Raw genomic sequence first — 24,419 nt, 5'->3', positions numbered from 1 at the left:
CTCCTTGTGAATGGGAGTGTGCCTCAAGCTTGGGGGCTTCTTGTTGCGGTTTTTACTTGAGCTGGGCCGCTGGCGTCTTTAGCCACTCTGCCAGCCCTGGCGCTCGGTGGACAATGGGGGATCACCAATATCAGGAGCAGCCAGCATGGGCGCACAGTGGAAAGCAAAGCACAAAGATCTGGCGGCCAATGCCCGTGGACGTCTCTTCGGCAAGCTCAGCAAAGAGTTGATGGTGGCGGCCCGCAATGGCGCCGACCCCGATATGAACCCCCGCCTGCGCATGGTGATGGAAGCCGCGCGCAAGGTCTCCATGCCGCGTGAAACCCTGGAACGTGCCGTCAAAAAGGGTGCCGGCCTGCTGGGCGACCCGGTGCACTTCGATCTGGTGACCTATGAAGGCTATGCCCCGCACCGGGTGCCGGTGATCGTGGAATGCTTGACCGACAACGTCAACCGCACCTTTTCCGAGATCCGCGTGCTGTTCCGCAAAGGCCATCTGGGCACCGCCGGTTCGGTGGCCTGGGAGTTTGACCATCTAGGCCTGATCGAAGCCGCCCCCAGCCGACCCGGCGTGGACGCCGAGGAAGCCGCCATCGAGGCCGGCGCGCAAGATGTGCACCCGGCCGATGAGGGGGATTCCCTGTTCCTGACCGCACCGACGGATCTGGATCTGGTCTCGCGCGCTCTGCCTAACTTCGGTTTCACCGTGCACTCGGCCAAGCTGGGTTATCGCCCCAAGACGCCGCTGAGTTTGGGTGCCGCTGAGTTGGAAGAGGTGGAAGCCTTTTTGGCCGCCATCGACGCGCATGACGATGTGCAGGAAATTTACGTCGGCTTGGGCGAGTAAGACGAGGTCTGCTCGGTGCCTTCGTTTGCCTTGAAGCTGCTGGGCACCCAGCGGTCGCGCCAGTTCATCAACGGCAGCTCCACCAGCCGGTAGAGCAGCCAGCCCAACACCAAGCAGCTCAGGCTGATCGCCAGCAAGGTCGTGTTGGATTGCCTGTCGTCCAGCCAGAAGGTGGGCAAGGCAAACATCACTGCCTTGTGCGTGAGGTAGATGGAGTAGGACCACAGCGCCAGCGAGGCCGCCCCCGGCACCCGCCAGCGCGCCAGGCTGGACTTGGGGCACAGGCCTGCCAGCAGCAAGAGCCCAAAGCTCCAGGACACCAGGCTGTAGCCGTAGACCGTCATGGCACGGCCATAGCCATAGCCCTCGATGTAGTAAAAGTTGAGCAGCCCCCAGGCGCTGAGCCCACAGGCCAGCAGGCCGCTCAGCAGCAAGACCTGACCCCGCGCCTGCACCGCCCGCCAGAGCTTCGGGTGAAAGTTCTTCAGCAGGGCAATCGCCACGCCGGGCAGCAGCCCGTCGGCACGCGCCAGGGTGGCGTAGTAGATATTGGGGTAGTAGCCGCGGGTGTATCCATCCACTTCCAGGCCGTAGTCGGCCCACAGGCCCGCCCTGTGCCAGATCGCCAGGCCTACCAGGCTGAAGAGCAGCAACCAGGCCCAGGCCATGGATTTGAGCCAGCGGCTCATGAACTTGCCCAGCAAGACCACGGCGGGCAAGACCAGGTAGAACTGTTCCTCCACACATAGCGACCAAGCATGTGAGAAAGCCGTGCCCGGCTGAAGCTGGTAGTTCTGCGTGAAGCTGAGAAAGCGCCACAGCGGCGGCGGCTCGCGCCCTCCCATGAAGGCCGGGAAGAGAAAGTAAGCGGCCAGCACGAGATAAAACACCGGGAGGGTGCGGAGAAAGCGGCGGGCGTAAAAATTTCTCAGGGACAAGACCTGACCCTTTTGCATGCCCGCAAAGATCTGGTTGGCGATCAGATAGCCGCTCAGCACGAAGAACAAATCTACGCCGACCCTGCCCAAAATGCTGGCCCAGCCAAAGGTGGGCTGGCCGGTGACGAAGTCCTGATAGTGGGTGGCGAACACCAGCAAGATGGCCAGGGCCCGCAGCGTGTCCAGGCCTTGTAAGCGTGGGTGGGCGGAACTGGCTTGGCGGAAAAGGTTCATGGGCTGGGCAAAACTGGGGTGGCGGAGGCTTGCTGGCGGCAGGCGGCGCATCATGCCACTGGCTCACCATGAGCGAGCGACTTGGCTGGCAAATTGTTTTTCTTGTTTGCATTCGCACGGTCGTGCTAAATTCGCGCCATGCAAGCCAAAACCGAGCGCAGTGAATTGACCCAGGCCGCCATCGTCGATGTGGCGCTGGAGATGGCCGCGCTTGATGGTTTGGAGAGCCTCAGCATCGGCGAGATCGCCAAGCGCCTGAATTTGTCCAAAAGCGGGGTGTTCTCCCGCGTGGGCTCGCGCGAGGCCTTGCAGCGCGCGGTGCTGGCCGAATTTGACCGACGATTTCAGGAGGACATCATGGCCCCAGCCCTGCAGCAGCCGCGCGGCCTGCCGCGCCTGGACGCTTTGATGAAGGCCTGGCTGGCGCGCGCGACGAGACCCGGTTCCCGCGGCAACTGCCTCTACACGGCCGGCGCCTTCGAGTTTGATGACAGAGACGGCCCCTTGCGTGATGTGTTGCTGGACGGCCTGACCCGTTGGCGCCAGGCGCTCAAGCGCTGCCTGATGCAGGCGGTGGACGCCGGCCATCTGCGCGCCGACCGGGACATTGATCAACTCGCGTTTGAACTGGACGGCTTGTTCACCGCCCTGGTGCTGGAGGCGCGCTTCATTCGCAATCCCGAGACGGAGCGCCGTGGCCTGCTGGCCTACCAGCGCATCTTGCAACCCTATCTTTTTTAGCGCCCGAGGCCCCGGGCCTTTTTTTGAAATTAAATCGTACGGTCGTGCGAAATATTGATGATGACGATGGAGGTGTGCGATGGTTTTGATCCTGATTCCCTTGGCCGGCCTGTTGGTCTTGTTGGCCTTGTTGCGTGCTTACCGTGGATTGCGCCGTCTCTGGCAGTCCATTCCGCGCAGCAATCGCGACTTCTTTCTGGGCTAAGTTCAATATGAGCAATTCCAAGGCTTTCAATCCAGCCACCCTGTTTTTCGCTGGCGGCCACAGCCTGCGTCTGCTCCGCACCCTGATGCGAGCCGCCCAGGCCCTGGGGCCAGGTCTTGCCTCGCGCCTGGCCTTTGCTTTGTTCAGCACGCCGCTGCCGCTCAAGCGATCGGTTCGCCAGCAGAGGGCATCGCCCTGGGTCGCCGAGCCCTGGGAGCTGATGGGTCTGCGCCTGTGCGCTTGGCGGCATCGGGCGCATGAGGCGGGCTCATCGAGCCGGCCTCAGGTCTTGCTGGTGCACGGCTGGGCCGGCAGCGCTCAGCAGATGCAGCCCTTGGCCGAGCAACTCTGGGCCCAAGGCTTTGCCCCTCTTTTGCTGGACATGCCGGCCCATGGCCACAGCCAGGGCTGGCAGACCCATATGCCGCAGTTTGTGCAGGCCTTGCACGCGGCGGCCCAGCGCTTTGGGCCCATGCACGGCATCGTCGCGCATTCCCTGGGCGCGGTGGCCGTCAGCCATGCGGTGGCGCGCGGCTTGCCTGCGACACGCCTGGTCTTGCTCGCTTGCTCGGCGCCGCCGCGTCAGGTGCTGGGCTGGTTTGCCCAGTGTTTTGGCCTCGCGGGCAAGAGCATGGCGCAGATGCAGCAACGCCTGGAGCGCCTGGGCGGCACGGCGCTAGAGACCTTTGAGCCCGCCTGGCTGGGCCCGCGCCTGCCCCAGGCCACGCTGCTGGTGCACGATGAGCAGGACCGGGCCGCGCCTTTTGCCAATGCTCAAGCCTTGGCTGCAGCCTTGCCGGATGCCCGACTGCTGACGGTGCAAGGCTTGGGTCACCGGCGCATCTTGAGCGATGCGGGCGTGGCCCAGGCCGTGGCCGAGCATCTAAAAAGTTAGATCAAATCCAGCACCGCGCCGGTGCTGGCGCTCGAGGCGTTCTTGGCGAACTTGGCCAGCACGCCGCGGGTGTAGCGCGGTGCAGGCTTGACCCAGAGGGCGCGACGGCGGGCGATCTCTTGCTCGTCCACATGCAGCTCCAAGAGCAGTTGGTGGGCGTCGATGGTGATGCGGTCGTTCTCCTGGATCAGGGCGATCAGACCGCCCTCATAGGCCTCGGGCGCCACATGGCCGACCACCATGCCCCAGGTGCCGCCGGAGAAGCGGCCGTCGGTGATCAGCCCCACGCTTTCACCCAGGCCTTGGCCGATCAGGGCGCCGGTGGGGGCCAGCATCTCGGGCATGCCGGGGCCGCCCTTGGGGCCCAGATAACGCAGCACCATGACGTCACCCGCGACGATCTTGCCGCCCATGATGGCGGCCAGCGCCGACTGCTCGTCGTCAAACACCCGCGCCGGGCCGGTCATCACCGGGTTTTTCAGGCCGGTGATCTTGGCCACGCAGCCCTCGGGGCTGAGATTGCCCTTGAGGATGGCCAGATGGCCCTCGGCGTAGATGGGCTTGGTGACCGGCTGGATGACGGTTTGATCGGCGCGCAAATCGGGCACATCGGCCAGGTTCTCGGCCACGGTCTTGCCGGTGATGGTCATGGCGTCGCCATGCAGCAGGCCATGCTTGAGCAGCTCTTTCATCACCGCCGGGATGCCGCCGGCATGGTGCAGATCAATCGCCAGAAACTGGCCGCTGGGCTTCAGATTGCACAGCACCGGCGTCTTGCGGCGCACGCGTTCGAAGTCGTCGATGCTCCACTCGACCTCGGCCGCATGGGCAATCGCCAGGAAGTGCAGCACCGCATTGGTGGAGCCGCCGGTGGCCATGATGACGGCGACGGCGTTCTCGATCGCCTTCTTGGTGACGATGTCGCGCGGCTTCAGATCGGCCTTGACGGCCTGGACCAAAACGGCCGCTGCCTTCTTCACGCTCTGCACCACCTCGTCCTCGACATTGGCCATGGTGGAGGAGTAGGGCAGGCTCATGCCGAGCGCCTCAAAGGCCGAACTCATGGTGTTGGCGGTATACATGCCGCCGCAGGAGCCGCTGCCGGGAATGGCCTTGCGCTCGATGGCGCAGAAGTCTTCCTCGCTCATCTTGCCGGCGCTGAACTGGCCCACGGCCTCGAAGACGCTGACGATGTTCAGGTCCTGGCCCTTGTGCTTGCCCGGCAGGATGGTGCCGCCGTAGACGTACAGCGCCGGCACATTGGCGCGCAACATGCCCATCATGCCGCCGGGCATGTTTTTATCGCAGCCGCCGATGACGATCACGCCGTCCAGCCACTGACCGCCCACACAGGTTTCCACGCAGTCGGAGATGACTTCGCGCGAGACCAGGCTGTACTTCATGCCCTCGGTGCCCATGGCCATGCCGTCCGAGATGGTGGGGGTGCCAAAGATCTGCGGGTTGGCGCCCGCTTCCTTGAGGCCGATCACGGCGGCGTCCGCCAGCTTTTGCAGGCCGGAGTTGCAAGGCGTGATGGTGGAGTGGCCATTGGCCACGCCAATCATGGGCTTGCCGAAATCGCTCTCCTGGTAGCCCATGCCGTAGTACATGGAGCGGTTGGGCGCGCGGGCCACGCCTTCGGTGATGTTTTTGGAGCGGCGGTTGGCGGGGGTCTGGCTCATGGGGTGTCGTCCTGGTTAGGGAGGGTCTGCAAAACCCCACGCGCTGCGCCATCCATCGGACTTGGGTGGCCTGCGGCGTTGAACTTTTCGCCAATAGCTGGGCTATTGGCTTCAAATTTCGCCTTGCATGCCATCCCAATCCGATGTCTGCGCACTCGCGTGGGGCTTTGCAGACCCTCCTATGCGAAAAGCTGGTGCAAGTATCTGGCTGGAGTGGCTTCGATTCAAATATATTATTCGCGTGTTATTGATTCATTTTGTATATGCAATGGAGCTGAGAAGCCTGCGCCAATTCCTCGCCGTGGCCGAGGAACTGCACTTTGGCCGCGCCGCGGCCCGCCTGCACATGACCCAGCCGCCCTTGACTCAGGCGATTCAAAAGCTGGAGGCAGACCTGGGTGTCAGCCTGTTTGAGCGCAGCAGCCGCTCGGTGGCGCTGAGCCCGGCGGGGGCGGCGCTGCTGCCGCAGGCTGAGCAGATGCTGGCCCAGGCGCAGGGCTTGTCGGCCCTGGTGCAGGCTGCCGCCAAGGGTGAGAGCGGCCGTCTGCGCCTGGGCTTTGTCTCCACCGTGGGTTATGGCGATTTCCCGCGCTGGCTGCGCGGCTTCCGCGAGCGCTATCCCGACATCGCACTGAGCCTGCGCGAGGCGACGCTGGACGTGCAATTGCCCGACTTTGCCAGCGGGGAGCTGGACGCCGGTTTCATCATCCATGCACCCGGCGCCTGCCCGCCCGGCTTTGAACGACTGAGCATCGCCAGCGAGCCCATGGTCTTGGCCCTCAGCTCCGAATTGGTATTGGCCGCGCAGTCCAGCGTGAGCGCACAGCAGGTCTTGGCGCTGCCGCTGGTGATCTTCCCGCGCGCCATCGCGCCTTCGCTCTTCGATGCGGTCCTGGGCTTTTATCAAGCCCTGGGTGAGAGCCCTCGTATCGAGCAAGAGGCGATACAGATGCAGACCATCGTCAATCTGGTCTCGGCCGGAATTGGCGCGGCCTGGGTGCCCGCCAGCGTGCAGGCCTTTGGCCGGGCGGGAGTGAGCTATAAGCCGGTCTCGGGGGCGCCGCCCACCTGCGAAACCAGCCTGATCTGGCCGCGCGATGCGGCGCCCACGGTGCGGCGTTTTGTCGATCACATCGCCGCTCAGATCGCAGCCTGATAATCAGCGCATTCCCAGCATTTGGTGATTCACTTGCGAACCCTAGCTCTTGCTTTTTCCACCGCCTTGCTGCTCAGCGCCCCTCAGGCGCGGGCGGCTGTGTTCAAGGATGCCCAGTTGGAGCAAATGCTGGAGGCGGAAAAATTCGATGCCCTGGCCCAGGCCGCCCAGCAGCGCCTGAGCCAGGCACCCAAGGACGCCCAAGCCCTGGCTGCCAAAGCGATTGCGGCGACCGGCGGCTACGACGGCCGCGCCTTGGACGAGGCGCTGGGCACGGCCCAGCAATGTGTGGACCTGGCGCCGCGCGAGGCGGTCTGCCATCTGGCCCTGGCTCGGGTGATGGGCCAGCAGGTCTTGATCACCAGCAAGCTCAAGGCCATAGGCCTTGTGCCCAAGGTACGTGCCAGCCTGAGCACTGCCCTGGCCCTGGACCCCGATTTGTATGAGGCGCGCAGCAAGCTGGCGCAGATCTATCTGCTGATCCCCGAGTTTTTGGGCGGCAGTGTGGGCAAGGCGCGCGAGCTGGAGTCGGCCATTCGCAGCAAGAAGCCAGAGCAGGCTCGCCTGCTGAATTCGCTGATCCTGGCGCGGCAAGAGCAATGGGACGAGGCCGAGCGCGAGTTGATGGCCGTGCGGGTGGGCGAGGACGCCGCCCTGGCCGAGGATGTGCGCAATGCCTACGGCGAGCTGGGGCGGCATTGGATCAAGAGCCAGCAGTTTGATCGCGTCAAGCGCATGTATGAGCAATTGCTGAAGGATCAGCCTGCCCAAGCCGCCCCCTACTACTACCTGGGCCGGCTGGCGCAGGAGCTGGAGCGCCCGGCCGAGGCCATCCCTTTGCTTGAGAAGGCCCGCGGCCTGGCCGGCGCCGGCGGCCTGCCCATCGACCATCGTCTGGGCGATGCCTACGCTGCCGAGGGACAGGTGGAGGCGGCCAAGCAAGCCTACCAACGCTATCTTGCCGCCAAGCGGGCCGAGCCCGGCCATGTGAAGGATGCGCGCAAGAGCTTGGCGGCGCTGGGTTAGGCCGGCTGAGAGCGGCTGTCCATGCCCCGCTCGCTATGATGCCCGCCTCAACTGTTCAGGATTCTAAAAATGTGGGTTCATCCCCAGTTCGACCCCGTCGCCGTGCACCTCGGCCCCTTCGCCATCCACTGGTATGGCTTGACCTATCTGGCCGCCTTCGGCATGTTTTTGTGGCTGGCCAACAAGCGTGTGCGGCAGCCGCAATGGGCCGCCGGGGGCTGGAGTTCCAAGGATGTAGACGATCTGCTGTTCTTCGGCGTGCTGGGCGTGGTGCTGGGCGGGCGCCTGGGCTATGTGCTGTTCTACAAGCCCGATTACTACATTCACAACCTCGGTGAGGTACTGGCGGTTTGGAAGGGCGGCATGTCCTTCCACGGCGGCTTGCTGGGCGTGGTGGCGGCCATGGCTGCCTTTGCCAAGCTGCGCGGCCGCCGTTTCTTCGAGGTCACCGACCTGATCGCCCCCTGCGTGCCCACCGGCCTGGCGGCAGGCCGGGTCGGCAATTTCATCAACGGTGAGTTGTGGGGGCGTGCCGCCGACCCTAGCTTGCCCTGGGCCATGGTGTTCCCGCAATCGGGCACGGCCGACCCGCGCCACCCCTCGCAGATCTACCAGTTCCTGGGCGAGGGCGTGTTCCTGGGCTTGCTGATGTGGTTTTACGCGCGCAATCCACGTGCCACCGGCCAGGTTTCGGGCCTGTTCCTGATCGGCTATGGCGCCCAGCGCTTTGTCACCGAATTCTTCCGCCAGCCCGATGACTTCCTGGGCCTGCGGGCCTTCAATCTGAGTCAGGGACAATGGCTGTCCTTGCCCATGATTGCGGCTGGTGTGGCCATCTGGCTGTGGGCCAGCCGGCGCGCTGCGGCTGGCAAGACCTGACCCCTAATCAAAGTTCCCATGCGTCAAATCTTCTTCGATACCGAAACCACCGGCCTGCAGGCCGAGGGCGGGGATCGCATCATCGAAATCGGCTGCGTTGAGATGATCAACCGCCAGCTGACCGGCAACAATCTGCACCTCTACATCAACCCCCAGCGCGCCAGCCACGAGGATGCGCTGCGGGTGCACGGCCTGACCGAAGCCTTTTTGTCGGACAAGCCCTTGTTCTCGCAGATCGCCGAGCAATTGCTGGAGTTTCTGGCCGGTGCCGAGCTGGTGATTCACAACGCGCCTTTCGACATCGGTTTTGTCAATGCCGAATTGAAGCGTCTGCGCAAGCCGCCCATCACCGATGTGGTGGGCAGTGTGCGCGACACCTTGCTGATGGCGCGCGATATGTTCCCCGGCAAGGCCAACTCGCTGGATGCTCTGTGCCGCCGACTGGAGGTCGACAACTCCAATCGCAAGTTGCACGGCGCTTTGCTGGATGCGGAGCTGCTGGCCGAGGTCTACATCCGCCTGACCCGGGGCCAGGACTCTCTGGTGATGGACGACTCGGGCGATGAGGGCTCGGACTCGAACGAATTCCGCGTGGCTGCGGTCGATCTGCGCAGCTTCCAGCTGCCCGTGCCCCAGGCCAGCGAAGAAGAACTGGCTGCGCATGAAAAAGTGCTGCTGGAGCTGGACAAGGCCAGCGGCGGCAAGCGCGTTTGGAAGGCGAGCGAGCAAATTTCTGCTTGAAGTTTCGATTCGGCCTAAAAAGTCATGGCATAATCGTGGGCTTCGCGGTTAGCGAGAAATGCGAAAGCAGATCAAGCAAGCCAAGCGAACAAAATTTGCCAAGAAATTGACCAAATCGGGCGGTTAGCTCAGTGGTAGAGCACTGCCTTCACACGGCAGGGGTCGCAGGTTCGAACCCTGCACCGCCCACCAGTCTTTTTGATGATGAACTCGGCAATCGTATCGAGCTCAATCCTCAGCCAGGCTGCGGTCAATACTAGAAAGTTCCCGGTCAGGAATACCGGGCGGTTAGCTCAGTGGTAGAGCACTGCCTTCACACGGCAGGGGTCGCAGGTTCGAACCCTGCACCGCCCACCAAGGTTTGAGCAAGATCTCGGCAATCGAATCGAGATCAGTCTTCAAACCGACGGCCCGCGCGCGGGTCGACAATTTGGCACAAGATGTGCAACCGGTACCCAATACCGGGCGGTTAGCTCAGTGGTAGAGCACTGCCTTCACACGGCAGGGGTCGCAGGTTCGAACCCTGCACCGCCCACCAGAACAAGCCCACAAGGTCCAAAGACTTTGTGGGCTTTTCCTTTGGTGGTTTCAGTCGGCCCGCTCTCGGGCGTCGCCGCCGCTTAGGTTTCGCCTTAGGTCTCGGAGGTTTTGATTTGCGCCTTCAAGCGATGGGCCCGCTCCAGCATCTGCTGGCGATCCTGCGCATTGCCGCTCAAGGCGGCTGCGGCTTCAAACGCCTGGCTGGCCTGCTCGGTCTGCCCCAGCTTCTCCAGTAAATCGCCCTGCACCGCGGGCAGCCAGGGGTAGCTTTGCAAGGCGGGGTCTTGCAACAGAGGGGCCAGCATTTGCAGTCCGGCGGCCGGGCCCTGGTGCATGGCGTGGGCCACCACCCGGTTCAGGGCGATCACGGGTGAGGGGTGCAGGCGGTGGAGCGCGAAATAGAGTGCATCGATCTTGGCCCAATCGGTTTGATCGGCACTGCGGGCGCGGGCGTGGCAGGTGGCGATGGCGGCTTGCAGGCCGTAGGGACCCAGTTCGGCCTCGCTGTGCGCTGCGAGGGCCAGAGCTTGCAAGCCCTGCTCGATCAAACCCTGATCCCAGCGGCTGCGATCTTGCGCCTCCAGCAGCACCGGGTGACCCTGCGCATCGCGGCGTGCCGCCAGGCGCGAGGCTTGCAGCGCCATCAAGGCCAGCAGGCCCTGGGCCTCGGCGGCCTGCGGCTGAATCTGCGTCAGCAGGCGGCCCAGGCGCAAGCCCTCCTGGCAGAGGATGGGGCGCATCGATTCGGCACCGCTGCTGGCGGCATAGCCTTCGTTAAAGATCAGGTAGATCACCTCCAGCACCGAGTCCAGGCGCTGCTGCAAGGCTGGGCCGCGTGGCAGATCAAATGCCAGATGGGTGTCTTTGATGCGGCGTTTGGCGCGCACGATGCGCTGGGCAATCGTCGCCTCCGGCAGCAAATAGGCGCGGGCAATTTCCTGCGTCGTCAGGCCGCCCAGCAGCTTGAGCGTTAGGGCGGTCCGGCTCTCGGGCGGTAGATCGGGATGGCAGGCGATGAAGATCAGGCGCAGCATATCGTCGCCCACCTCGTCTTGTCGGGCTTGGTCCAGGGCTTCCAAAAAGTCCGGGGCTTGATGCATTTCTTGCGCGAGCAGGTCTTGCGCCAACTCTTGCTGGCGCTGCTGGGCCATCTTGCGATGCCGCAGATAGTCCAGGGCGCGGTTCTTGGCGGTGCTCATCAGCCAGGCGCCGGGTTTGTCGGGCAGGCCTTGCATGGGCCAGCGCTCCAGGGCGGCCAAGCAGGCCTCCTGGGCGAGGTCCTCGGCCAGATCCAGGTCGCGCAGCAGGCGGCTGAGGCAGGCCACCACGCTCGGCGACTCTTGCCGCCAGATGGCGGCAATGGCCAGATGAAGTCCGGCGTGCAAAACGCTCAAGCCTGGGCCGGGGCGGCCTGCATATCCATCCAGAACACCTCCCACTGATGACCGTCCGGGTCGGTGAAGCCGTGCTGGTACATAAAGCCCATATCTCTGGCTTCATTCGGTGTCGTGCCGCCCGCCGCAAGAGCTTTGCCGACCAGTTCGTCGACCTCGGCTTTGCTATCGCAACTCAGAGCGATCAAGACCTCGGTGCTTTTGTGCGCATCCGAGATGGGTAGCTTGGTGAAGCCCTGGAAAAAGGGCTCGACCAGCAGCATGGCAAAGATGTTCTCGGCGATCTGCAGGCAGGCACCTTGTTCATTGGTGAATTGCGGATTGAAGTGCAGGCCCAAGGCTTTGAAAAAGGCTTGGGAGCGCGCCATGTTTTTGATGGGCAGGTTGACGAAGATTTGGCGAAGCATGGTGATTCCAGTTCTGAATGAATGAGTGGGGAACGAGCCGCGCTTGTGCTCAGGCCTGGCCTTCTTTTTTGAGGCCTTTGAGCAAGGCGTAGATCGCCATCGCGTGCCCGTGACCCAGGGCGAAGTCTTGTTTGATCCAGTCCACCACCTGGGTGGCTTTGATCTCGGCGCTCAGGCTCGGCCCCTTCATCCAGCCCTTGGCCTTGGCCAGGGCTTTGAAGTCAGCCGGGCTTTTGCCGGTTTTGCTCTGAATCGTGTCGAGATAGGCTTGGAATGACATGGTGTGGGCTCCGACCAGGACGGTGTGGGTAAACAAACGCTGCGGTGGAATAAGGCAAAGCAAGGGCTTTGGCCCAGGACTTAGCAGGAAGAGCCGGGCAGGGGCTGTAGCAAACCCACCCGGTTGCCCTCGCTGTCCTTGAAGTTGGCGTAGCGGCCCACACCCGGGATGTCCATGGCCTCGCCCAGCAACTCGCCGCCGGCCTGGATGACGCGACTGCGCGCGGCTTCAAGCGCCTCCACACCGATGACGATGGAGGGGGCTTGCGGCGGGCCCTCTTTGGCCTGGGGAAACATGCCGCCATTGATGCTGCCCGCGGGTGCACCGGGCTGGGCATCGCTGGTGGCCGTGGTCAAGAGCAGGTAGTGGCCCATTTCCTCGCCCAGCATCTGGGTTTGCCAGCCGAAGGCCTCGGCGTAGAAGCGGGCGGCTCGGGCGCGGTCGAGATAGGGCAGTTCAAAGTGAATCACGGGGTTCATGGCAATCGGTCTCCGTTTGAGTGGCTGGGTCGTCGGCGCAGGAGGGGAGAGGCTCGGCTTTTGGTTTGGCCGCAAGGCCCGAGTCCAACAATCCTCCTGCGCTTCATGGAGGACGACGAAGCAGGCGGCGAGTCTTCGACATCTGTCCGGAGTTTGGGTAGGAATACCCAAGTCGGTCTTGCCCTGCTTGCTGGCCTCAGGCCGGGCCGCCGCTGCCGTCGTAGCAAGGCATGAGCGGGCGCAGCTCCACCGTGGCCCATTGGGCGGCCGGGCAGCGTTGGGCGATCGCCAGTGCTTCCTCATGGCTGACGTTTTGCAGCAGGAAGAAGCCGCCGATCATCTCCTTGACCTCGGCAAAGGGCCCATCGGTGATTTGCAGGCGGCCTTGCGGGCCGCTGCGCACGCGCTGAGCGCTGGCGTGCGAGCCCAAGGACTCGGCGGCTTGCAGCTGCCCCTTCTCATGCAGGGCGGCGCTGAAGGCCGCCATCTCCGCGTACAAGGCCTCCCCTTCTGCGCGGCTGCGCTCGGGGCGTTGAGCCGGGTCTTCGATGATCAACAAGGCGTAGGACATGGTCTCCCTTTTCATATTTTTTTGGTCCGGCCAAGTCTAGCTCTGGCCTGCAAAAGCGCGATGCCCCTGGCGCCAGTGGGATCTTTTCAAACTGTTTTGCCTTCCCGGCAGTCTGGGCGCACAAATCCGCGAAAATCGGAGCTGCAATTCAAGGCGCCTGCGCGAACCAGCCAGGCAGAACGAACAGAGAAGCCAGCCAATACCATGAGCGAAAACCAAGTCCCCGCCGATGCCCGTCCTCCCATTCCCGACCATCTGTCGGTTGATCCGCGCAGCCCGCACCACAATGCGGCCGTGTTCGAGCATGAGATCGGCATCCGCTTCAACGACAAGGAGCGTTCCGACGTCGAGGAGTACTGCATCAGCGAAGGCTGGATCAAGTTCCGCGCCGGCAAGACCGTGGACCGCAAAGGTCAGCCCCTGATGCTCAAGCTCAAGGGCCGGGTCGAAGCCTTCTACCGTTGATGCCACGCCCGGTTCGCCGGGCTTTTTTGTGGGTGCTGGAGACGGTGCAGGGCGCGAAAGTGCGACAGGCAAACTCCTGGGTGGCCGCTCCCAGATCACGCTTCCCTCTTGAGCCTGCAGCAGGTGCTGCGCCAGCAGGAGTTGGTGACGCAAGCGCACCAGCCAAGCCAGGCATCGCCGATGAGTTGGTGAGTTTTTATGCGCAGCACACGGGTCTGATCAAGACCCTGGGTGGCGCGGCTTTGGCGATTGCGATGTCCATGATGAAGGACCGGATGACTCAGCAGCCATCCTGAGTCTTGGCGCTGCGTTCAGAGCGTGCAGGTCTGGCGCACGGCGCGCTCCCAGTCGCGCATCAGGCTCTGGGCGCGGTCACGGCTCATGGTGGAATGGAAGACCCGCTCCGCCCGCCAATGTTGTTCCAGATCGCCCAGGTTTTTGAACACGCCGGTGCTCAGGCCGGCCAGATAGGCCGCACCCAGGGCGGTGGTCTCGATCACCTGGGGGCGCAGCACCGGGATGCCCAGCAGATCGGCCTGGAACTGCATCAAGAGATTGTTGACGCAGGCGCCGCCGTCTACCCTTAGCTCGGTCACGGGCGCGCCGCCCGCCGCGACCGCGTCGCTGCTCATCGCCTGCAAGAGTGCGGCGCTTTGAAAGGCAATGCTTTCCAGCGCCGCGCGGGCAATATGCGCGACCGTGCTGCCACGGCTCAAGCCGACGATGGCGCCGCGCGCCTCCGCATTCCAGTAGGGCGCACCCAGGCCGGTGAAGGCCGGCACAAACATCACGCCGCCCGCATCGGGCACGCTTTCAGCCAGGCTTTGCACCTCCTGGCTGCCCTGGATGGCATGCAGGCCGTCGCGCAACCACTGCACCACCGCGCCGCCGATGAAGACGCTGCCTTCCAGCGCAAACTCCGGCTTGCGGCTGGCCTGGGCGGCGCTGGTGGTGATCAGGCCATTGGCCGAGCTTTGGAACTTCTCGCCGGTGTGCATCAGCATGAAGCAGCCGGTGCCGTAGGTGTTCTTGGCCATGCCGGCCTTGAAACAGGCCTGGCCGAAGAGGGCGCTTTGCTGATCGCCCGCGACGCCGCCGATGGCGATCTCGGCGCCCAGATGCTTGGCCGCCGCCTGGCCGTAGACATGGGCGCTGGGGTGGACCTCGGGCAAGAGCGCGCGTGGGATCTGCAGCAGTGCCAGCAGATCCTCGTCCCACTCGTTGCGGCGCACATTGAAGAGCATGGTGCGCGAGGCATTGCTGACGTCGGTGGCGTGGATGCGGCCTTCGCTCAAACGCCACATCAGCCAGGAATCGACGGTGCCAAAAGCCAGCTCGCCGCGTTCGGCCTGGGCGCGGGCGCCGGGTACATGGTCCAGCAGCCATTTGAGTTTGCTGCCGGAGAAATAGGCATCGATCACCAGGCCGGTTTTCTCCTTCACCAAGTCGGTCAGGCCCTGGGCGCGCAGCTCGGCACAGATGGGTTCGGCGCGGCGGTCTTGCCAAACGATGGCGTGGTGAAGGGGGAGGCCGGTCTTGCGATTCCACAGCACGGTGGTTTCGCGCTGGTTGGTGATGCCTAGCGCCTTGATCTGCTGCGCTTGCAAGCCGGCCTTGGCCAAAGCCTCGCGGGCGGTGGCGAGCTGGCTGTCCCAGATCTCGTTGGCGTCATGTTCCACCCAGCCGGGCTGCGGGAATATCTGGCGAAACTCGCGCTGGGCCATGGCCAAGACTCGGCCGGAGGCATCGAACACGATGCTGCGAGAGCTGGAGGTGCCCTGGTCCAGGGCGAGCAAATAGGTCATGGCTTGGGTATTTTTTGTGAGAGATTTGCGTCAGTCCGCCACCACCAGTTCCACACCCGCATCCCGCATCAGGCTGGGGAAGGGCTCGGGCGGCGGCGCATCGGTGAACAAGGCATCGACCTGGGCCAGGCGAGCGACCTCGGCCATGGCGGGGCGGTTGAATTTGCTGTGGTCGGTGGCCACCCAGACCTCGCGCGAGTGCTCGATGATGGTGCGGGCCACCATCACCTCGCGGTAGTCGAAGTCGCGCAGCGAGCCGTCGTCCTCGATGCCGGAGATGCCGACCAGGCCGATGTCCACCTTGAACTGGCGGATGAAGTCCACCGCCGCCTCGCCGATCACGCCACGGTCGCGCGAGCGCACCACGCCGCCCACCATCACCAGCTCGCAATCGGGGTTGTCGGCCAGGATCATGGCCACATTCAGATTGTTGGTGATGACGCGCAAGCCCTGGTGTTTGAGCAGCTCGCGGGCGACGGCCTCGGTGGTTGTGCCCAGATTGAGGATCAGCGAGCAGCCCGCCGGAATGCGTTGGGCGATGGCGCGGGCGATGCGGGCCTTGCCCTCGGCCTGCAAGGCCTGGCGTTGGCGGTAGGCGATGTTCTCGGTGGTGCTGGCAGGGACGCGCACACCGCCGTGGAAGCGGGCGACGAGGCCGGCTTCGGCCATGCGCTGCACATCGCGGCGCACGGTTTGCAGAGTGACACCGAATTTTTCGGCCAGGGCTTCGACGCTGATCGAGCCGCGCGCGCGCACCTCGGCGAGCAGCTCTGTTTGACGGAGATTGGGAACCATGGTGCCAAGTGTAGAGGGCGGCATGCGGGGCATTCGTATGAGCCTGAAACGCGTCAATTCGCGTCGTATCCCAGCCTAATTGGAATCAATTCGAACAGAGAATCTGGTTAACCCTGTGTCAATTCGCACAAAAGCGCGTTACAAACGAAAAAGAAAGACAAAATAACGAATCTTTCGATCTTGGAGACTGTTTGTGAATGCCAGCGAAAAGCCTGCAGCCCAGAGGGCGGGGCGAAACACTGATGAGCACGATGTGCTGGACGTGCTCATCGTCGGCGGCGGTATCAATGGCGCGGGCATTGCGCGCGATCTGGCCGGGCGTGGCTGGAAGGTTTTGTTGTGCGAGCGGGATGATCTGGCTTCGCACACCTCGTCTTCATCCACCAAGCTGATCCACGGTGGCCTGCGCTATCTGGAGTATTACGAGTTCTCCCTGGTTCGCAAGGCCTTGCAGGAGCGCGAGGTGTTGCTCAAGAGCGCCCCCCACATCATGTGGCCGCTGCGCTTTGTGATGCCACACGACGCGGCGATGCGACCGGCCTGGATGATTCGCATGGGCATCTTTTTGTATGACCACCTGGCGCGCCGCGAGGTCCTGCCGGGCTCCAAGAGCGTGAAGCTGCGCCGCTCGCCTCTGGGGGCGCCGCTCAAGGCCAAGTACGAGCGCGGCTTTGTCTATTCCGATGGCTGGGTGGATGACGCCCGCCTGGTCTTGCTGAACGCCCTGGACGCCCAAGCCAAAGGGGCGGAACTGCTGACTCGCAGCCCCTGCACCCGCGTCAAACGCGATGCGCAGGGCTGGACGGCCCATATCCAGACGCCGACGGGCGAGCGCATCGTGCGCGCCCGTGCTCTGGTGAATGCCGCCGGGCCCTGGGCCGAATCCTTTTTGCGCGAAAGCACCGAGGCCGCCCGCGGCGAGACCCTGGCGACCAAGAGCCTGCGCCTGGTCAAGGGCAGCCACATCATCGTCAAGCGCTGTTTCGAGCACGACCACGCCTACATCTTCCAGAACCCCGACAAGCGCATCATCTTCGCCATCCCCTACGAGCGCGACTACACCTTGATCGGCACCACCGACGTGGAGCTGCCGCAGGCGGCAATAGCGGGCGGGGCCAAGGCCGAGATCGATGCGCAGGAGGTGGCGTATCTGTGTGAGCAGGCCAGCCGTTATTTTGAGAAACCGGTCCAGCGTGAGGATGTGGTCTGGAGCTATGCGGGCGTGCGCCCCTTGCTGGACGATGCCTCGGGCGACGCTTCGGCCGTGACCCGCGACTATTCGCTGGAAACGAATACCCTGGGCGCGCCCTTGCTGAGCGTGTGGGGCGGCAAGATCACCACCTTCCGCAAGCTGGCCGAGGATGCGGCCGATTTGCTGGGCGAGATGTTGGGTCAACCGAGCCGCCCGGCCTGGACCGAAAAAGCCTATCTGCCTGGCGGCGATCTGAGTGCCTGGATTGGCAAGCCGCAACGCCCCGATACCGATTTCGAGCGCCTGGTGCAGGTGGTGCAAAAACGCTATGCCTATCTGCCGGAGGCCCTGGCACGGCGACTCTCCAGGGCCTATGGCTCGCGCATCTCGCGGGTGCTGGGCGCGGCGGTGTCGCTGGCGGATCTGGGGGTCGAGGTGGCACCCGGTTTGTATGAAATTGAGCTGCGCTACCTGATGCGCGAGGAGTGGGCGCTGTCGGCGGACGATGTGCTGTGGCGACGCTCCAAGCTGGGCCTGCATTACAGCGCGGCCCAGCGCGCCCAGGTCAGCGCCTGGTTCTCGGCCCAAACTCCCCGTCCGGTGTAGCGGCATCAGGCGCGCAGCGGGGCGGGGTCAAAACAAGAGCGAACGCGAGGAGTTTTGATGCAACTGAGCATGCAAGGCATCAGCCACCGAGTCGGTGCAGAGGCCTTTCTTTACCCGCTGGACTTGGCCTTGCAGCCCGGTGCGGTGACGGTCTTGCTGGGCGCCACCCAGGCCGGCAAGACCAGCTTGATGCGCCTGATGGCCGGCCTGGACAAACCCAGCGAAGGCCGGGTGCAGGTGGACGGTGTGGACGTGACCGGCCTGCCGGTGCGCGAGCGCAATGTGTCCATGGTCTACCAGCAGTTCATCAACTACCCCTCGATGACGGTGGCCGACAATATCGCCTCGCCGCTCAAGCTGCGCGGTGGTCTGAATGCCCAGGCCATCCAGATCCAGGTGCAAGCCCTGGCCGAGCGCCTGCATATCGAGATGCATCTGGACAAGCTGCCCGCCCAGCTCAGCGGTGGCCAGCAGCAGCGCGTGGCCCTGGCCCGTGCCCTGGCCAAAAACGCGCCCTTGATGTTGCTGGACGAGCCACTGGTGAATCTGGATTACAAGCTGCGCGAGGAGTTGCGCGAGGAGTTGAGCCAGCTCTTCGCCGCTGGCGACTCCACCGTGGTCTACGCCACCACCGAGCCTGCCGAGGCCTTGCTGCTAGGCGGCTACACCGCCGTGATGGACGCCGGTGAGTTGCTGCAGTACGGGCCCACGGCCGAGGTCTTCCACCGCCCGGCCTCGCTGCGGGTGGCGCGGGCCTTCAGCGACCCGCCGATGAATTTTCTGCCGGCGCGAGCCACGGCGCAGGGCATCGAATTGAAGCCTGGTTTGACGCTGGATCTGAATTTGCCCACGGGTGCGAGTGCTGCGCTGACGGTGGGCCTGCGCGCCAACAGCCTGCGCCTGCAGGCCCAGGCCGGCGATCTCGCCCTGCCTGGCGTGGTGGAGCTGGCGGAAATTTCGGGCTCGGACACCTTTGTCCATCTGCACAGCGAGCTGGGGTCCTTGGTGGCCCAGCTCAGCGGCGTGCATTATTTTGAGCTGGGCGCCGCGCTAACTTTGTATCTGCAGGCCGCAGAAGCCTATGTGTTTGACGCACAAGAGGCCTTGCTATTGGCACCCCGGCGCCTGCAGGCAATGGGAGGGCAGGGCTGATGGCACGCATCACACTCGATCTGGCCCACGCCTACAAGGCCAATCCTCGGCAGGACAGCGACTACGCGCTGCTGCCGCTGAAGATGGACTTTGAAGACGGTGGCGCTTATGCCTTGCTAGGCCCCTCGGGCTGTGGCAAGACCACCATGCTCAACATCATGTCCGGCCTGGTTCAACCCTCGCAGGGTAGGGTGAGCTTTGATGGCCGCGATGTGACCCAGCTCACGCCGCAGGCGCGCAATATCGCCCAGGTGTTTCAGTTCCCGGTCATCTACGACACCATGACGGTGGCCGAGAACCTGGCCTTCCCGCTGAAGAATCGCGGCGTGGCCGCGGCCCGCATCAAGGAGCGGGTGGGGCGCATCGCCGAGATGTTGGAGATGAGCGCCCAGCTGAACCAGCGCGCCGCCGGCTTAACGGCCGACGCCAAGCAAAAGATCTCACTGGGCCGTGGCCTGGTGCGCGAGGATGTGTCGGCCGTTTTGTTCGATGAGCCCTTGACCGTTATCGACCCGCATCTGAAATGGCAGCTGCGGCGCAAGCTCAAGCAGATCCATCACGAGCTCAAACTGACCCTGATCTACGTCACCCACGACCAGGTGGAGGCCCTGACCTTTGCCGAGCAGATCGTGGTGATGAGCCGGGGCCGCGCGGTGCAGATGGGGGCAGCGGACGCCTTGTTCGAGCGGCCCCAGCATATGTTTGTGGGCCATTTCATCGGCTCGCCGGGCATGAACTTTTTGCCCGCGCGACTGCAGGGGCAAGACCTGACCCTAGGCGGCCAGCGCCTGAGCCTGGCGGCCAGCGCGCTCAAGCCAGAGATAGTCGCTCGCTTGCATCAGCTGGGTGAGTTCACTCTGGGCGTGCGGCCCGAGTATGTGCAGCTGCAGCCCCTGCATCAGCCTGGTTGTGTGGAGGTGCAAGTCAGCAAGGTGCAGGACGTGGGCACTTATTGGCTGATCACGACCCAACTCGCGGGTCAGACCCTGCGCGTGCGCCTGAATGCGCAGGCCAGGCCACCGGCGGCGGGCGATCTGGTCTGGCTGCAAGTCTTGGGTGAGCACAGCTGTTTTTATGGTGCCGATGAGCAACTCATCACCCCCACGGAGGTGCAGGCATGAAGCCCGTTAATCAAAAAGCCTGGTTTCTGGTCTTGCCGGTTTTCATCTGCGTGGCCTTCTCGGCCATCCTGCCCTTGATGACGGTGGTCAATTATTCGGTGCAAGACATCATCTCGCCCGAGCGGCGGGTCTTCGTCGGCACCGAGTGGTTTGCCGCCGTGATGCGGGACGAAGAGCTGCATGCGGCCCTGTGGCGGCAGCTGGGTTTTTCGCTCTCGGTGCTGCTGGTGGAGATTCCTTTGGGCATCGCTCTGGCCCTGTCCATGCCAGCGCAAGGCTGGAAGTCTTCGGCCACCCTGGTGCTGGTGTCGCTGTCCCTGCTGATTCCCTGGAATGTGGTGGGCACCATCTGGCAGATTTTTGGCCGCAGCGATATCGGTCTGCTCGGTGCCGGGCTCAAGGCTCTGGGCGTGGACTACAACTACACCGGCAATTCGCTGGACGCCTGGCTGACGGTGCTGGTGATGGATGTGTGGCACTGGACGCCGTTGGTGGCCTTGCTGGCCTTTGCCGGCCTGCGCTCCATCCCCGATGCTTACTACCAGGCTGCGCGTATCGACGGGGCCAGCAAGTTCGCCGTGTTCCGCTACATCCAGCTGCCCAAGATGCGGGGCGTGCTGATGATTGCGGTGCTCTTGCGCTTTATGGACAGCTTCATGATTTACACCGAGCCATTTGTGCTGACCGGTGGCGGGCCCGGCAATGCCACCACCTTTTTGTCGCAATACCTGACGCAAAAAGCGGTGGGTCAGTTTGACCTGGGGCCGGCGGCCGCCTTCTCGCTGATCTACTTTTTGATCATCCTGCTGCTCTGCTTCATCCTCTACAACTGGATGCAGGCCTTGGGCCAGACCGAGAAGGAGGGCGCGAGCCATGCATGAAGACAAGCGCTTCAAGAAACGCACGCTGTTCCTGATCGCCTACCTCGTCTTCGCGCTTCTGCCCATCTACTGGATGGTCAATATGAGCTTCAAGACGAATGAGGAGATTCTGTCCAGCTTCAGTTTCTTTCCCCAGCATTTCTCGCTGGCCAGCTACAAGACCATCTTCACCGATGAGTCCTGGTACTCGGGCTATATCAACAGCCTGATCTATGTGGGCATCAACACGGTGATCTCCATCACCGTGGCCTTGCCGGCCGCCTACGCATTCAGCCGCTATAGCTTTCTGGGCGACAAGCATGTGTTCTTCTGGTTGCTGACCAACCGCATGACGCCGCCGGCCGTGTTTCTGCTGCCCTTTTTCCAGCTCTACACCACCCTGGGCTTGATGGATACGCATATCGCCGTGGCCATGGCGCATCTGCTCTTCAATGTGCCATTGGCGGTGTGGATTCTGGAAGGCTTTATGAGCGGCATCCCGCGCGAGATCGACGAGACCGCTTATATCGACGGTTATTCCTTCCCGCGCTTTTTCGCCACCATCTTCCTGCCCCTGATCAAGGCCGGCGTGGGCGTGGCCGCCTTTTTCTGCTTCATGTTCTCCTGGGTGGAGCTGCTCTTGGCGCGCACGCTCACCAGCGTCAACGCCAAGCCCATCGTCGCCATCATGACCCGCACCGTCAGCGCCTCCGGCATGGACTGGGCCACCCTGGCTGCCGCAGGCACCCTGACCATCGTGCCCGGCGCCATCGTCATCTGGTTTGTGCGCCACTACATCGCCAAGGGCTTTGCGATGGGGAGGGTGTGATGGTGATGCTGTTCGCAAATTTGGCGGGCTTCCTATCAGCCTTCGCCGGATCAGGTCGCTTGGGTGTTCTGCGCAGCGAAGTAAAGGAGGAGGGCTGGGCGAAGCCCAGTCCGGGGGACATGAGCGGAGCAGAGCACCCGAGCGGCCTGATCACCGCCCGACTTGCAGGATTGAACGATAGAAAAAATGGTCTGGCGCAAGCCAAGCGCCTCGGCGCATTGCTTCCGCTCATGTCCCCCGTCGGCTTCGCCTCCTCCTCCTTTACTTCGCTTCAGCAACACCCCGAGTCACTTGGCGACCGGCCGATCGCGGCGAGCTTGGGCGTGAGAGCTGCCCGCTCTGTTGCGCATATCAAGGAGCTAGCAAATGTTTGACTGGATGGTCTGGACCACCCCCGTTGCCGTGTTCTTCTCCTGCATCGCCCTGATGCTGGTGGGCATGACGGTCTGGGAGATCAAGTCACCCACGGTGATGCGCAAGGGCTGGTTACCGATGCGGACCACGCGTGGCGATCGGCTCTTTGTGGGCTTGCTGACGGCGGCCTATATCAATCTGGCTTTTGTGGGTCTGTCGGCCAAGGCCATGGAATGGTTTGCCTTGGAGACCGAGCCCTCGGTGTGGATCAGCTTTGTGCTGTCCATGGCCGTGCTGGGTCTGATTATGAAAAAGGGCTAGCTCAATAGCCATGGACATGGCCCGCGTCCCCGGGGCCCTGTCTGTTGAATCTCGGTCCGGGGGCTGACAACACGCAAGATGGAGACAAGCATGAGAGACAGTCGCATGAAGTGCCACTACAGCGCGCTCGCAATCGCCGCTGTGCTGGCGGTGGCGGGCACCACGGCCCAGGCCGGTGAGGCCGAGGCCAAGAAGTGGATTGACGCCGAGTTCCAGCCCTCCACGCTGAACAAAGACCAGCAGATGGCCGAGATGAGGTGGTTCATCGAAGCCGCCAAGAAACTGCAGGCCAAGGGCGTGAAAGAGGTGTCGGTCGTGTCCGAGACCCTGACCACCCACGAGTACGAGAGCAAGACTCTGGCCAAGGCTTTTGAAGAAATCACCGGCATCAAGGTCAAGCACGACCTGATCCAGGAGGGCGATGTGGTCGAGAAGCTGCAGACCTCCATGCAGTCGGGCAAGAGCATTTACGACGGCTGGATCTCGGACTCCGACCTGATCGGCACCCATTACCGCTACGGCAAGATCATGGCCTTGAGCGACTATATGGCGGGCGCGGGCAAGGACTTCACCAATCCCGGCCTGGACCTCAAAGACTTCATCGGCACCAGCTTCACCACCGCGCCCGATGGCAAGCTCTACCAACTGCCCGACCAACAGTTCGCCAACCTCTACTGGTTCCGCGCCGATCTGTTTGCTCGCAAAGACCTGCAAGCCAAGTTCAAGGCCAAGTATGGCTACGAGCTGGGCGTGCCGCTCAACTGGAGCGCCTACGAGGACATCGCCGAATTCTTCAGCGTGGATGTGAAGACCATCGATGGCAAGCCCATCTACGGCCATATGGACTACGGCAAGAAAGACCCCTCCCTGGGTTGGCGCTTCACCGATGCCTGGCTGTCCATGGCGGGTACGGCGGACAAAGGCATCCCCAATGGCATGCCGGTGGATGAGTGGGGAATCCGCGTGGCGGACGACAAATGCACGCCGGTTGGTGCTTCGGTCAGCCGCGGCGGTGCCACCAATTCGCCGGCTGCCGTCTACGCCCTAACCAAATACATCGACTGGATGAAGAAGTACGCGCCCAAGGAGGCGATGGGCATGACCTTTGGCGAGGCCGGCCCGGTTCCGGCCCAGGGCCAGATCGCGCAGCAAATCTTTTGGTATACCGCCTTCACCGCGGACATGACCAAAAAAGGCCTGCCCGTGGTCAACGAGGACGGCTCGCCCAAATGGCGCATGGCCCCTGGCCCCAACGGCCCTTACTGGAAGCAAGGCATGCAAAACGGCTACCAGGACGTGGGCAGCTGGACCTTCTTCAAGGACCACGATGCCAACAAGGTGGCCGCAGCCTGGCTCTACGCCCAGTTCATCACGGCCAAGACCACCAGCCTGAAAAAAAGCATCACCGGCCTGACCTTCATCCGCGACAGCGATATCCGCAGCGACTTCTTCACCAAGAACGCCAACAAATACGGCGGCCTGATCGAGTTCTACCGCAGCCCTGCACGGGTGGCCTGGACGCCCACCGGCACCAATGTGCCCGACTACCCCAAGCTGGCCCAGCTGTGGTGGAAGAACGTGGCCCAGGCGGTGACGGGTGAGAAGACCCCGCAAGGCGCCATGGACAACCTCGCCGAGGAAATGGACGCGGTGATGGCTCGGCTGGAGCGCGCCGGCATGGCCAAGTGCCCGCCCAAGCTGAACAAGAAGGAAAGCCCGGCCAAATGGCTGAGCGACAAGGGCGCGCCCTGGGCCAAGCTGGCCAATGAAAAGCCCAAGGGCGAGACCATCGACTACAACAAGCTGCTGGGCGCTTGGAAGGAAGGCCGGGTGCGTTGATCCGCGCCTGAGCTTGCTTTGATCTCAAGCTCGGCATGCGGCCCAGCTACAAAGCTGGGGCCGTT

27 protein-coding genes and 3 tRNA genes are annotated in these 24,419 nt (G+C 63.3%); 21 read left to right on the top strand and 9 right to left on the bottom strand.

Annotated elements, in window-relative coordinates; genetic code table 11:
- Positions 1-145 precede the first annotated feature (145 nt).
- On the top strand, positions 146-847 hold the full coding sequence (locus DBR47_RS21425; protein WP_124453905.1) for a YebC/PmpR family DNA-binding transcriptional regulator: 702 nt from the start codon (positions 146-148) through the stop codon (positions 845-847).
- Here DBR47_RS21425 and DBR47_RS21420 read toward each other — a convergent pair.
- Positions 826-2,019, bottom strand: coding sequence for an acyltransferase (locus DBR47_RS21420; RefSeq protein ID WP_124453904.1), 1,194 nt, complete (start codon positions 2,017-2,019; stop codon positions 826-828). The genes DBR47_RS21425 and DBR47_RS21420 overlap by 22 nt on opposite strands.
- A gap of 138 nt (positions 2,020-2,157) precedes the next feature.
- Here DBR47_RS21420 and DBR47_RS21415 point away from each other — a divergent pair, with 138 nt between their 5' ends.
- The 3 genes from DBR47_RS21415 (at position 2,158) to DBR47_RS21410 (ending at position 3,860) form a co-directional block, all read left to right on the top strand.
- Positions 2,158-2,760, top strand: a complete 603-nt coding sequence (locus DBR47_RS21415) for a TetR/AcrR family transcriptional regulator (RefSeq protein ID WP_124453902.1) — start codon at positions 2,158-2,160, stop codon at positions 2,758-2,760.
- A gap of 79 nt (positions 2,761-2,839) precedes the next feature.
- Positions 2,840-2,965 carry a hypothetical protein gene (locus DBR47_RS25285; protein ID WP_255420800.1) on the top strand — a complete coding sequence of 42 codons (126 nt, stop codon included), beginning with the start codon at positions 2,840-2,842 and terminating at the stop codon, positions 2,963-2,965.
- A gap of 7 nt (positions 2,966-2,972) precedes the next feature.
- Positions 2,973-3,860, top strand: a complete 888-nt coding sequence (locus DBR47_RS21410) for an alpha/beta fold hydrolase (protein ID WP_124453900.1) — start codon at positions 2,973-2,975, stop codon at positions 3,858-3,860.
- Here DBR47_RS21410 and ilvD read toward each other — a convergent pair.
- A complete protein-coding gene (gene ilvD, locus DBR47_RS21405) occupies positions 3,857-5,542 on the bottom strand; it encodes a dihydroxy-acid dehydratase (protein ID WP_124453897.1) in 1,686 nt (561 codons plus the stop codon). The genes DBR47_RS21410 and ilvD overlap by 4 nt on opposite strands.
- A 268-nt stretch (positions 5,543-5,810) precedes the next feature.
- Here ilvD and DBR47_RS21400 point away from each other — a divergent pair, with 268 nt between their 5' ends.
- From DBR47_RS21400 to DBR47_RS21370, 7 genes are all read left to right on the top strand, one after another.
- Positions 5,811-6,698: a LysR family transcriptional regulator gene (locus tag DBR47_RS21400; protein WP_124453895.1), complete on the top strand. Its 888-nt coding sequence runs from the start codon at positions 5,811-5,813 to the stop codon at positions 6,696-6,698.
- 33 nt (positions 6,699-6,731) lie between these two features.
- A complete protein-coding gene (locus tag DBR47_RS21395) occupies positions 6,732-7,724 on the top strand; it encodes a lipopolysaccharide assembly protein LapB (RefSeq protein WP_124453893.1) in 993 nt (330 codons plus the stop codon).
- Between the two features lie 69 nt (positions 7,725-7,793).
- Positions 7,794-8,603 (top strand): prolipoprotein diacylglyceryl transferase, encoded by an 810-nt coding sequence (lgt, locus tag DBR47_RS21390; RefSeq protein ID WP_124453891.1) that lies wholly within the window; start codon positions 7,794-7,796, stop codon positions 8,601-8,603.
- A gap of 18 nt (positions 8,604-8,621) precedes the next feature.
- On the top strand, positions 8,622-9,344 hold the full coding sequence (gene dnaQ / locus DBR47_RS21385) for a DNA polymerase III subunit epsilon (protein WP_124453889.1): 723 nt from the start codon (positions 8,622-8,624) through the stop codon (positions 9,342-9,344).
- A 117-nt stretch (positions 9,345-9,461) separates the two neighbouring features.
- Positions 9,462-9,536, top strand: a tRNA-Val gene (locus DBR47_RS21380).
- A 90-nt stretch (positions 9,537-9,626) separates the two neighbouring features.
- A tRNA-Val gene (locus DBR47_RS21375) sits at positions 9,627-9,701 on the top strand.
- A 106-nt stretch (positions 9,702-9,807) separates the two neighbouring features.
- Positions 9,808-9,882 (top strand) — tRNA-Val (locus DBR47_RS21370).
- A 94-nt stretch (positions 9,883-9,976) separates the two neighbouring features.
- On the opposite strand, the gene DBR47_RS21365 is transcribed toward DBR47_RS21370, so the two are convergent.
- The 5 genes from DBR47_RS21365 to DBR47_RS21345 all read right to left on the bottom strand — a co-directional run bounded on the left by DBR47_RS21365 (position 9,977) and on the right by DBR47_RS21345 (position 13,015).
- Positions 9,977-11,278 (bottom strand): RNA polymerase sigma factor, encoded by a 1,302-nt coding sequence (locus tag DBR47_RS21365; RefSeq protein WP_370454941.1) that lies wholly within the window; start codon positions 11,276-11,278, stop codon positions 9,977-9,979.
- The gene (locus tag DBR47_RS21360; protein ID WP_124453887.1) at positions 11,275-11,685 is read right to left on the bottom strand and encodes a VOC family protein; all 411 of its coding nucleotides are present in this window, start codon (positions 11,683-11,685) and stop codon (positions 11,275-11,277) included. Before DBR47_RS21360 ends, DBR47_RS21365 begins: the two co-directional genes overlap by 4 nt.
- A 49-nt stretch (positions 11,686-11,734) precedes the next feature.
- Positions 11,735-11,965 carry a DUF4287 domain-containing protein gene (locus DBR47_RS21355; protein WP_124453885.1) on the bottom strand — a complete coding sequence of 77 codons (231 nt, stop codon included), beginning with the start codon at positions 11,963-11,965 and terminating at the stop codon, positions 11,735-11,737.
- A gap of 80 nt (positions 11,966-12,045) precedes the next feature.
- Positions 12,046-12,444: a VOC family protein gene (locus DBR47_RS21350; protein WP_124453883.1), complete on the bottom strand. Its 399-nt coding sequence runs from the start codon at positions 12,442-12,444 to the stop codon at positions 12,046-12,048.
- Between the two features lie 196 nt (positions 12,445-12,640).
- Positions 12,641-13,015: a YciI family protein gene (locus DBR47_RS21345; RefSeq protein WP_124453881.1), complete on the bottom strand. Its 375-nt coding sequence runs from the start codon at positions 13,013-13,015 to the stop codon at positions 12,641-12,643.
- A gap of 204 nt (positions 13,016-13,219) precedes the next feature.
- Here DBR47_RS21345 and DBR47_RS21340 point away from each other — a divergent pair, with 204 nt between their 5' ends.
- A complete protein-coding gene (locus DBR47_RS21340; RefSeq protein ID WP_124453879.1) occupies positions 13,220-13,480 on the top strand; it encodes a DUF3297 family protein in 261 nt (86 codons plus the stop codon).
- Positions 13,480-13,776 carry a hypothetical protein gene (locus DBR47_RS21335; protein ID WP_124453877.1) on the top strand — a complete coding sequence of 99 codons (297 nt, stop codon included), beginning with the start codon at positions 13,480-13,482 and terminating at the stop codon, positions 13,774-13,776. The genes DBR47_RS21340 and DBR47_RS21335 overlap by 1 nt, the downstream gene beginning before the upstream one ends.
- 15 nt (positions 13,777-13,791) lie before the next feature.
- Here DBR47_RS21335 and glpK read toward each other — a convergent pair whose 3' ends face one another.
- Together glpK and DBR47_RS21325 are read right to left on the bottom strand one after the other, a co-directional pair.
- Entirely contained in the window at positions 13,792-15,285 is a 1,494-nt protein-coding gene (gene glpK / locus DBR47_RS21330; RefSeq protein ID WP_124453875.1) for a glycerol kinase GlpK, read from the bottom strand.
- A gap of 30 nt (positions 15,286-15,315) precedes the next feature.
- The gene (locus tag DBR47_RS21325) at positions 15,316-16,080 is read right to left on the bottom strand and encodes a DeoR/GlpR family DNA-binding transcription regulator (RefSeq protein WP_124453873.1); all 765 of its coding nucleotides are present in this window, start codon (positions 16,078-16,080) and stop codon (positions 15,316-15,318) included.
- Between the two features lie 253 nt (positions 16,081-16,333).
- On the opposite strand from DBR47_RS21325, the gene glpD reads away from it, so the two are divergent.
- The 8 genes from glpD (at position 16,334) to DBR47_RS21285 (ending at position 24,354) form a co-directional block, all read left to right on the top strand.
- Positions 16,334-17,878: a glycerol-3-phosphate dehydrogenase gene (gene glpD / locus DBR47_RS21320; protein WP_231512439.1), complete on the top strand. Its 1,545-nt coding sequence runs from the start codon at positions 16,334-16,336 to the stop codon at positions 17,876-17,878.
- A gap of 57 nt (positions 17,879-17,935) precedes the next feature.
- Positions 17,936-19,030, top strand: a complete 1,095-nt coding sequence (locus DBR47_RS21315) for an ABC transporter ATP-binding protein (RefSeq protein ID WP_124453869.1) — start codon at positions 17,936-17,938, stop codon at positions 19,028-19,030.
- Positions 19,030-20,151, top strand: coding sequence for an ABC transporter ATP-binding protein (locus tag DBR47_RS21310; protein WP_124453867.1), 1,122 nt, complete (start codon positions 19,030-19,032; stop codon positions 20,149-20,151). Before DBR47_RS21315 ends, DBR47_RS21310 begins: the two co-directional genes overlap by 1 nt.
- Positions 20,148-21,032 carry a carbohydrate ABC transporter permease gene (locus tag DBR47_RS21305; RefSeq protein WP_124453866.1) on the top strand — a complete coding sequence of 295 codons (885 nt, stop codon included), beginning with the start codon at positions 20,148-20,150 and terminating at the stop codon, positions 21,030-21,032. Before DBR47_RS21310 ends, DBR47_RS21305 begins: the two co-directional genes overlap by 4 nt.
- Positions 21,025-21,840, top strand: a complete 816-nt coding sequence (locus DBR47_RS21300) for a carbohydrate ABC transporter permease (protein WP_124453864.1) — start codon at positions 21,025-21,027, stop codon at positions 21,838-21,840. The genes DBR47_RS21305 and DBR47_RS21300 overlap by 8 nt, the downstream gene beginning before the upstream one ends.
- Positions 21,840-22,214, top strand: coding sequence for a hypothetical protein (locus DBR47_RS21295; RefSeq protein WP_124453862.1), 375 nt, complete (start codon positions 21,840-21,842; stop codon positions 22,212-22,214). The genes DBR47_RS21300 and DBR47_RS21295 overlap by 1 nt, the downstream gene beginning before the upstream one ends.
- Positions 22,207-22,515 (top strand): DUF2160 domain-containing protein, encoded by a 309-nt coding sequence (locus tag DBR47_RS21290; RefSeq protein WP_124453860.1) that lies wholly within the window; start codon positions 22,207-22,209, stop codon positions 22,513-22,515. Before DBR47_RS21295 ends, DBR47_RS21290 begins: the two co-directional genes overlap by 8 nt.
- A 105-nt stretch (positions 22,516-22,620) precedes the next feature.
- A complete protein-coding gene (locus DBR47_RS21285) occupies positions 22,621-24,354 on the top strand; it encodes an ABC transporter substrate-binding protein (RefSeq protein ID WP_124453945.1) in 1,734 nt (577 codons plus the stop codon).
- The last annotated feature ends 65 nt before the right edge of the window (positions 24,355-24,419 follow it).

The sequence above is a fragment of the Paucibacter sp. KBW04 genome (assembly GCF_003852425.1).
Taxonomy (GTDB): Bacteria; Pseudomonadota; Gammaproteobacteria; order Burkholderiales; family Burkholderiaceae_C; genus Paucibacter_A.
The sequence above is the reverse complement of the archived record's forward strand: the minus strand, read 5'-3'. Positions and strand labels throughout refer to the sequence as shown.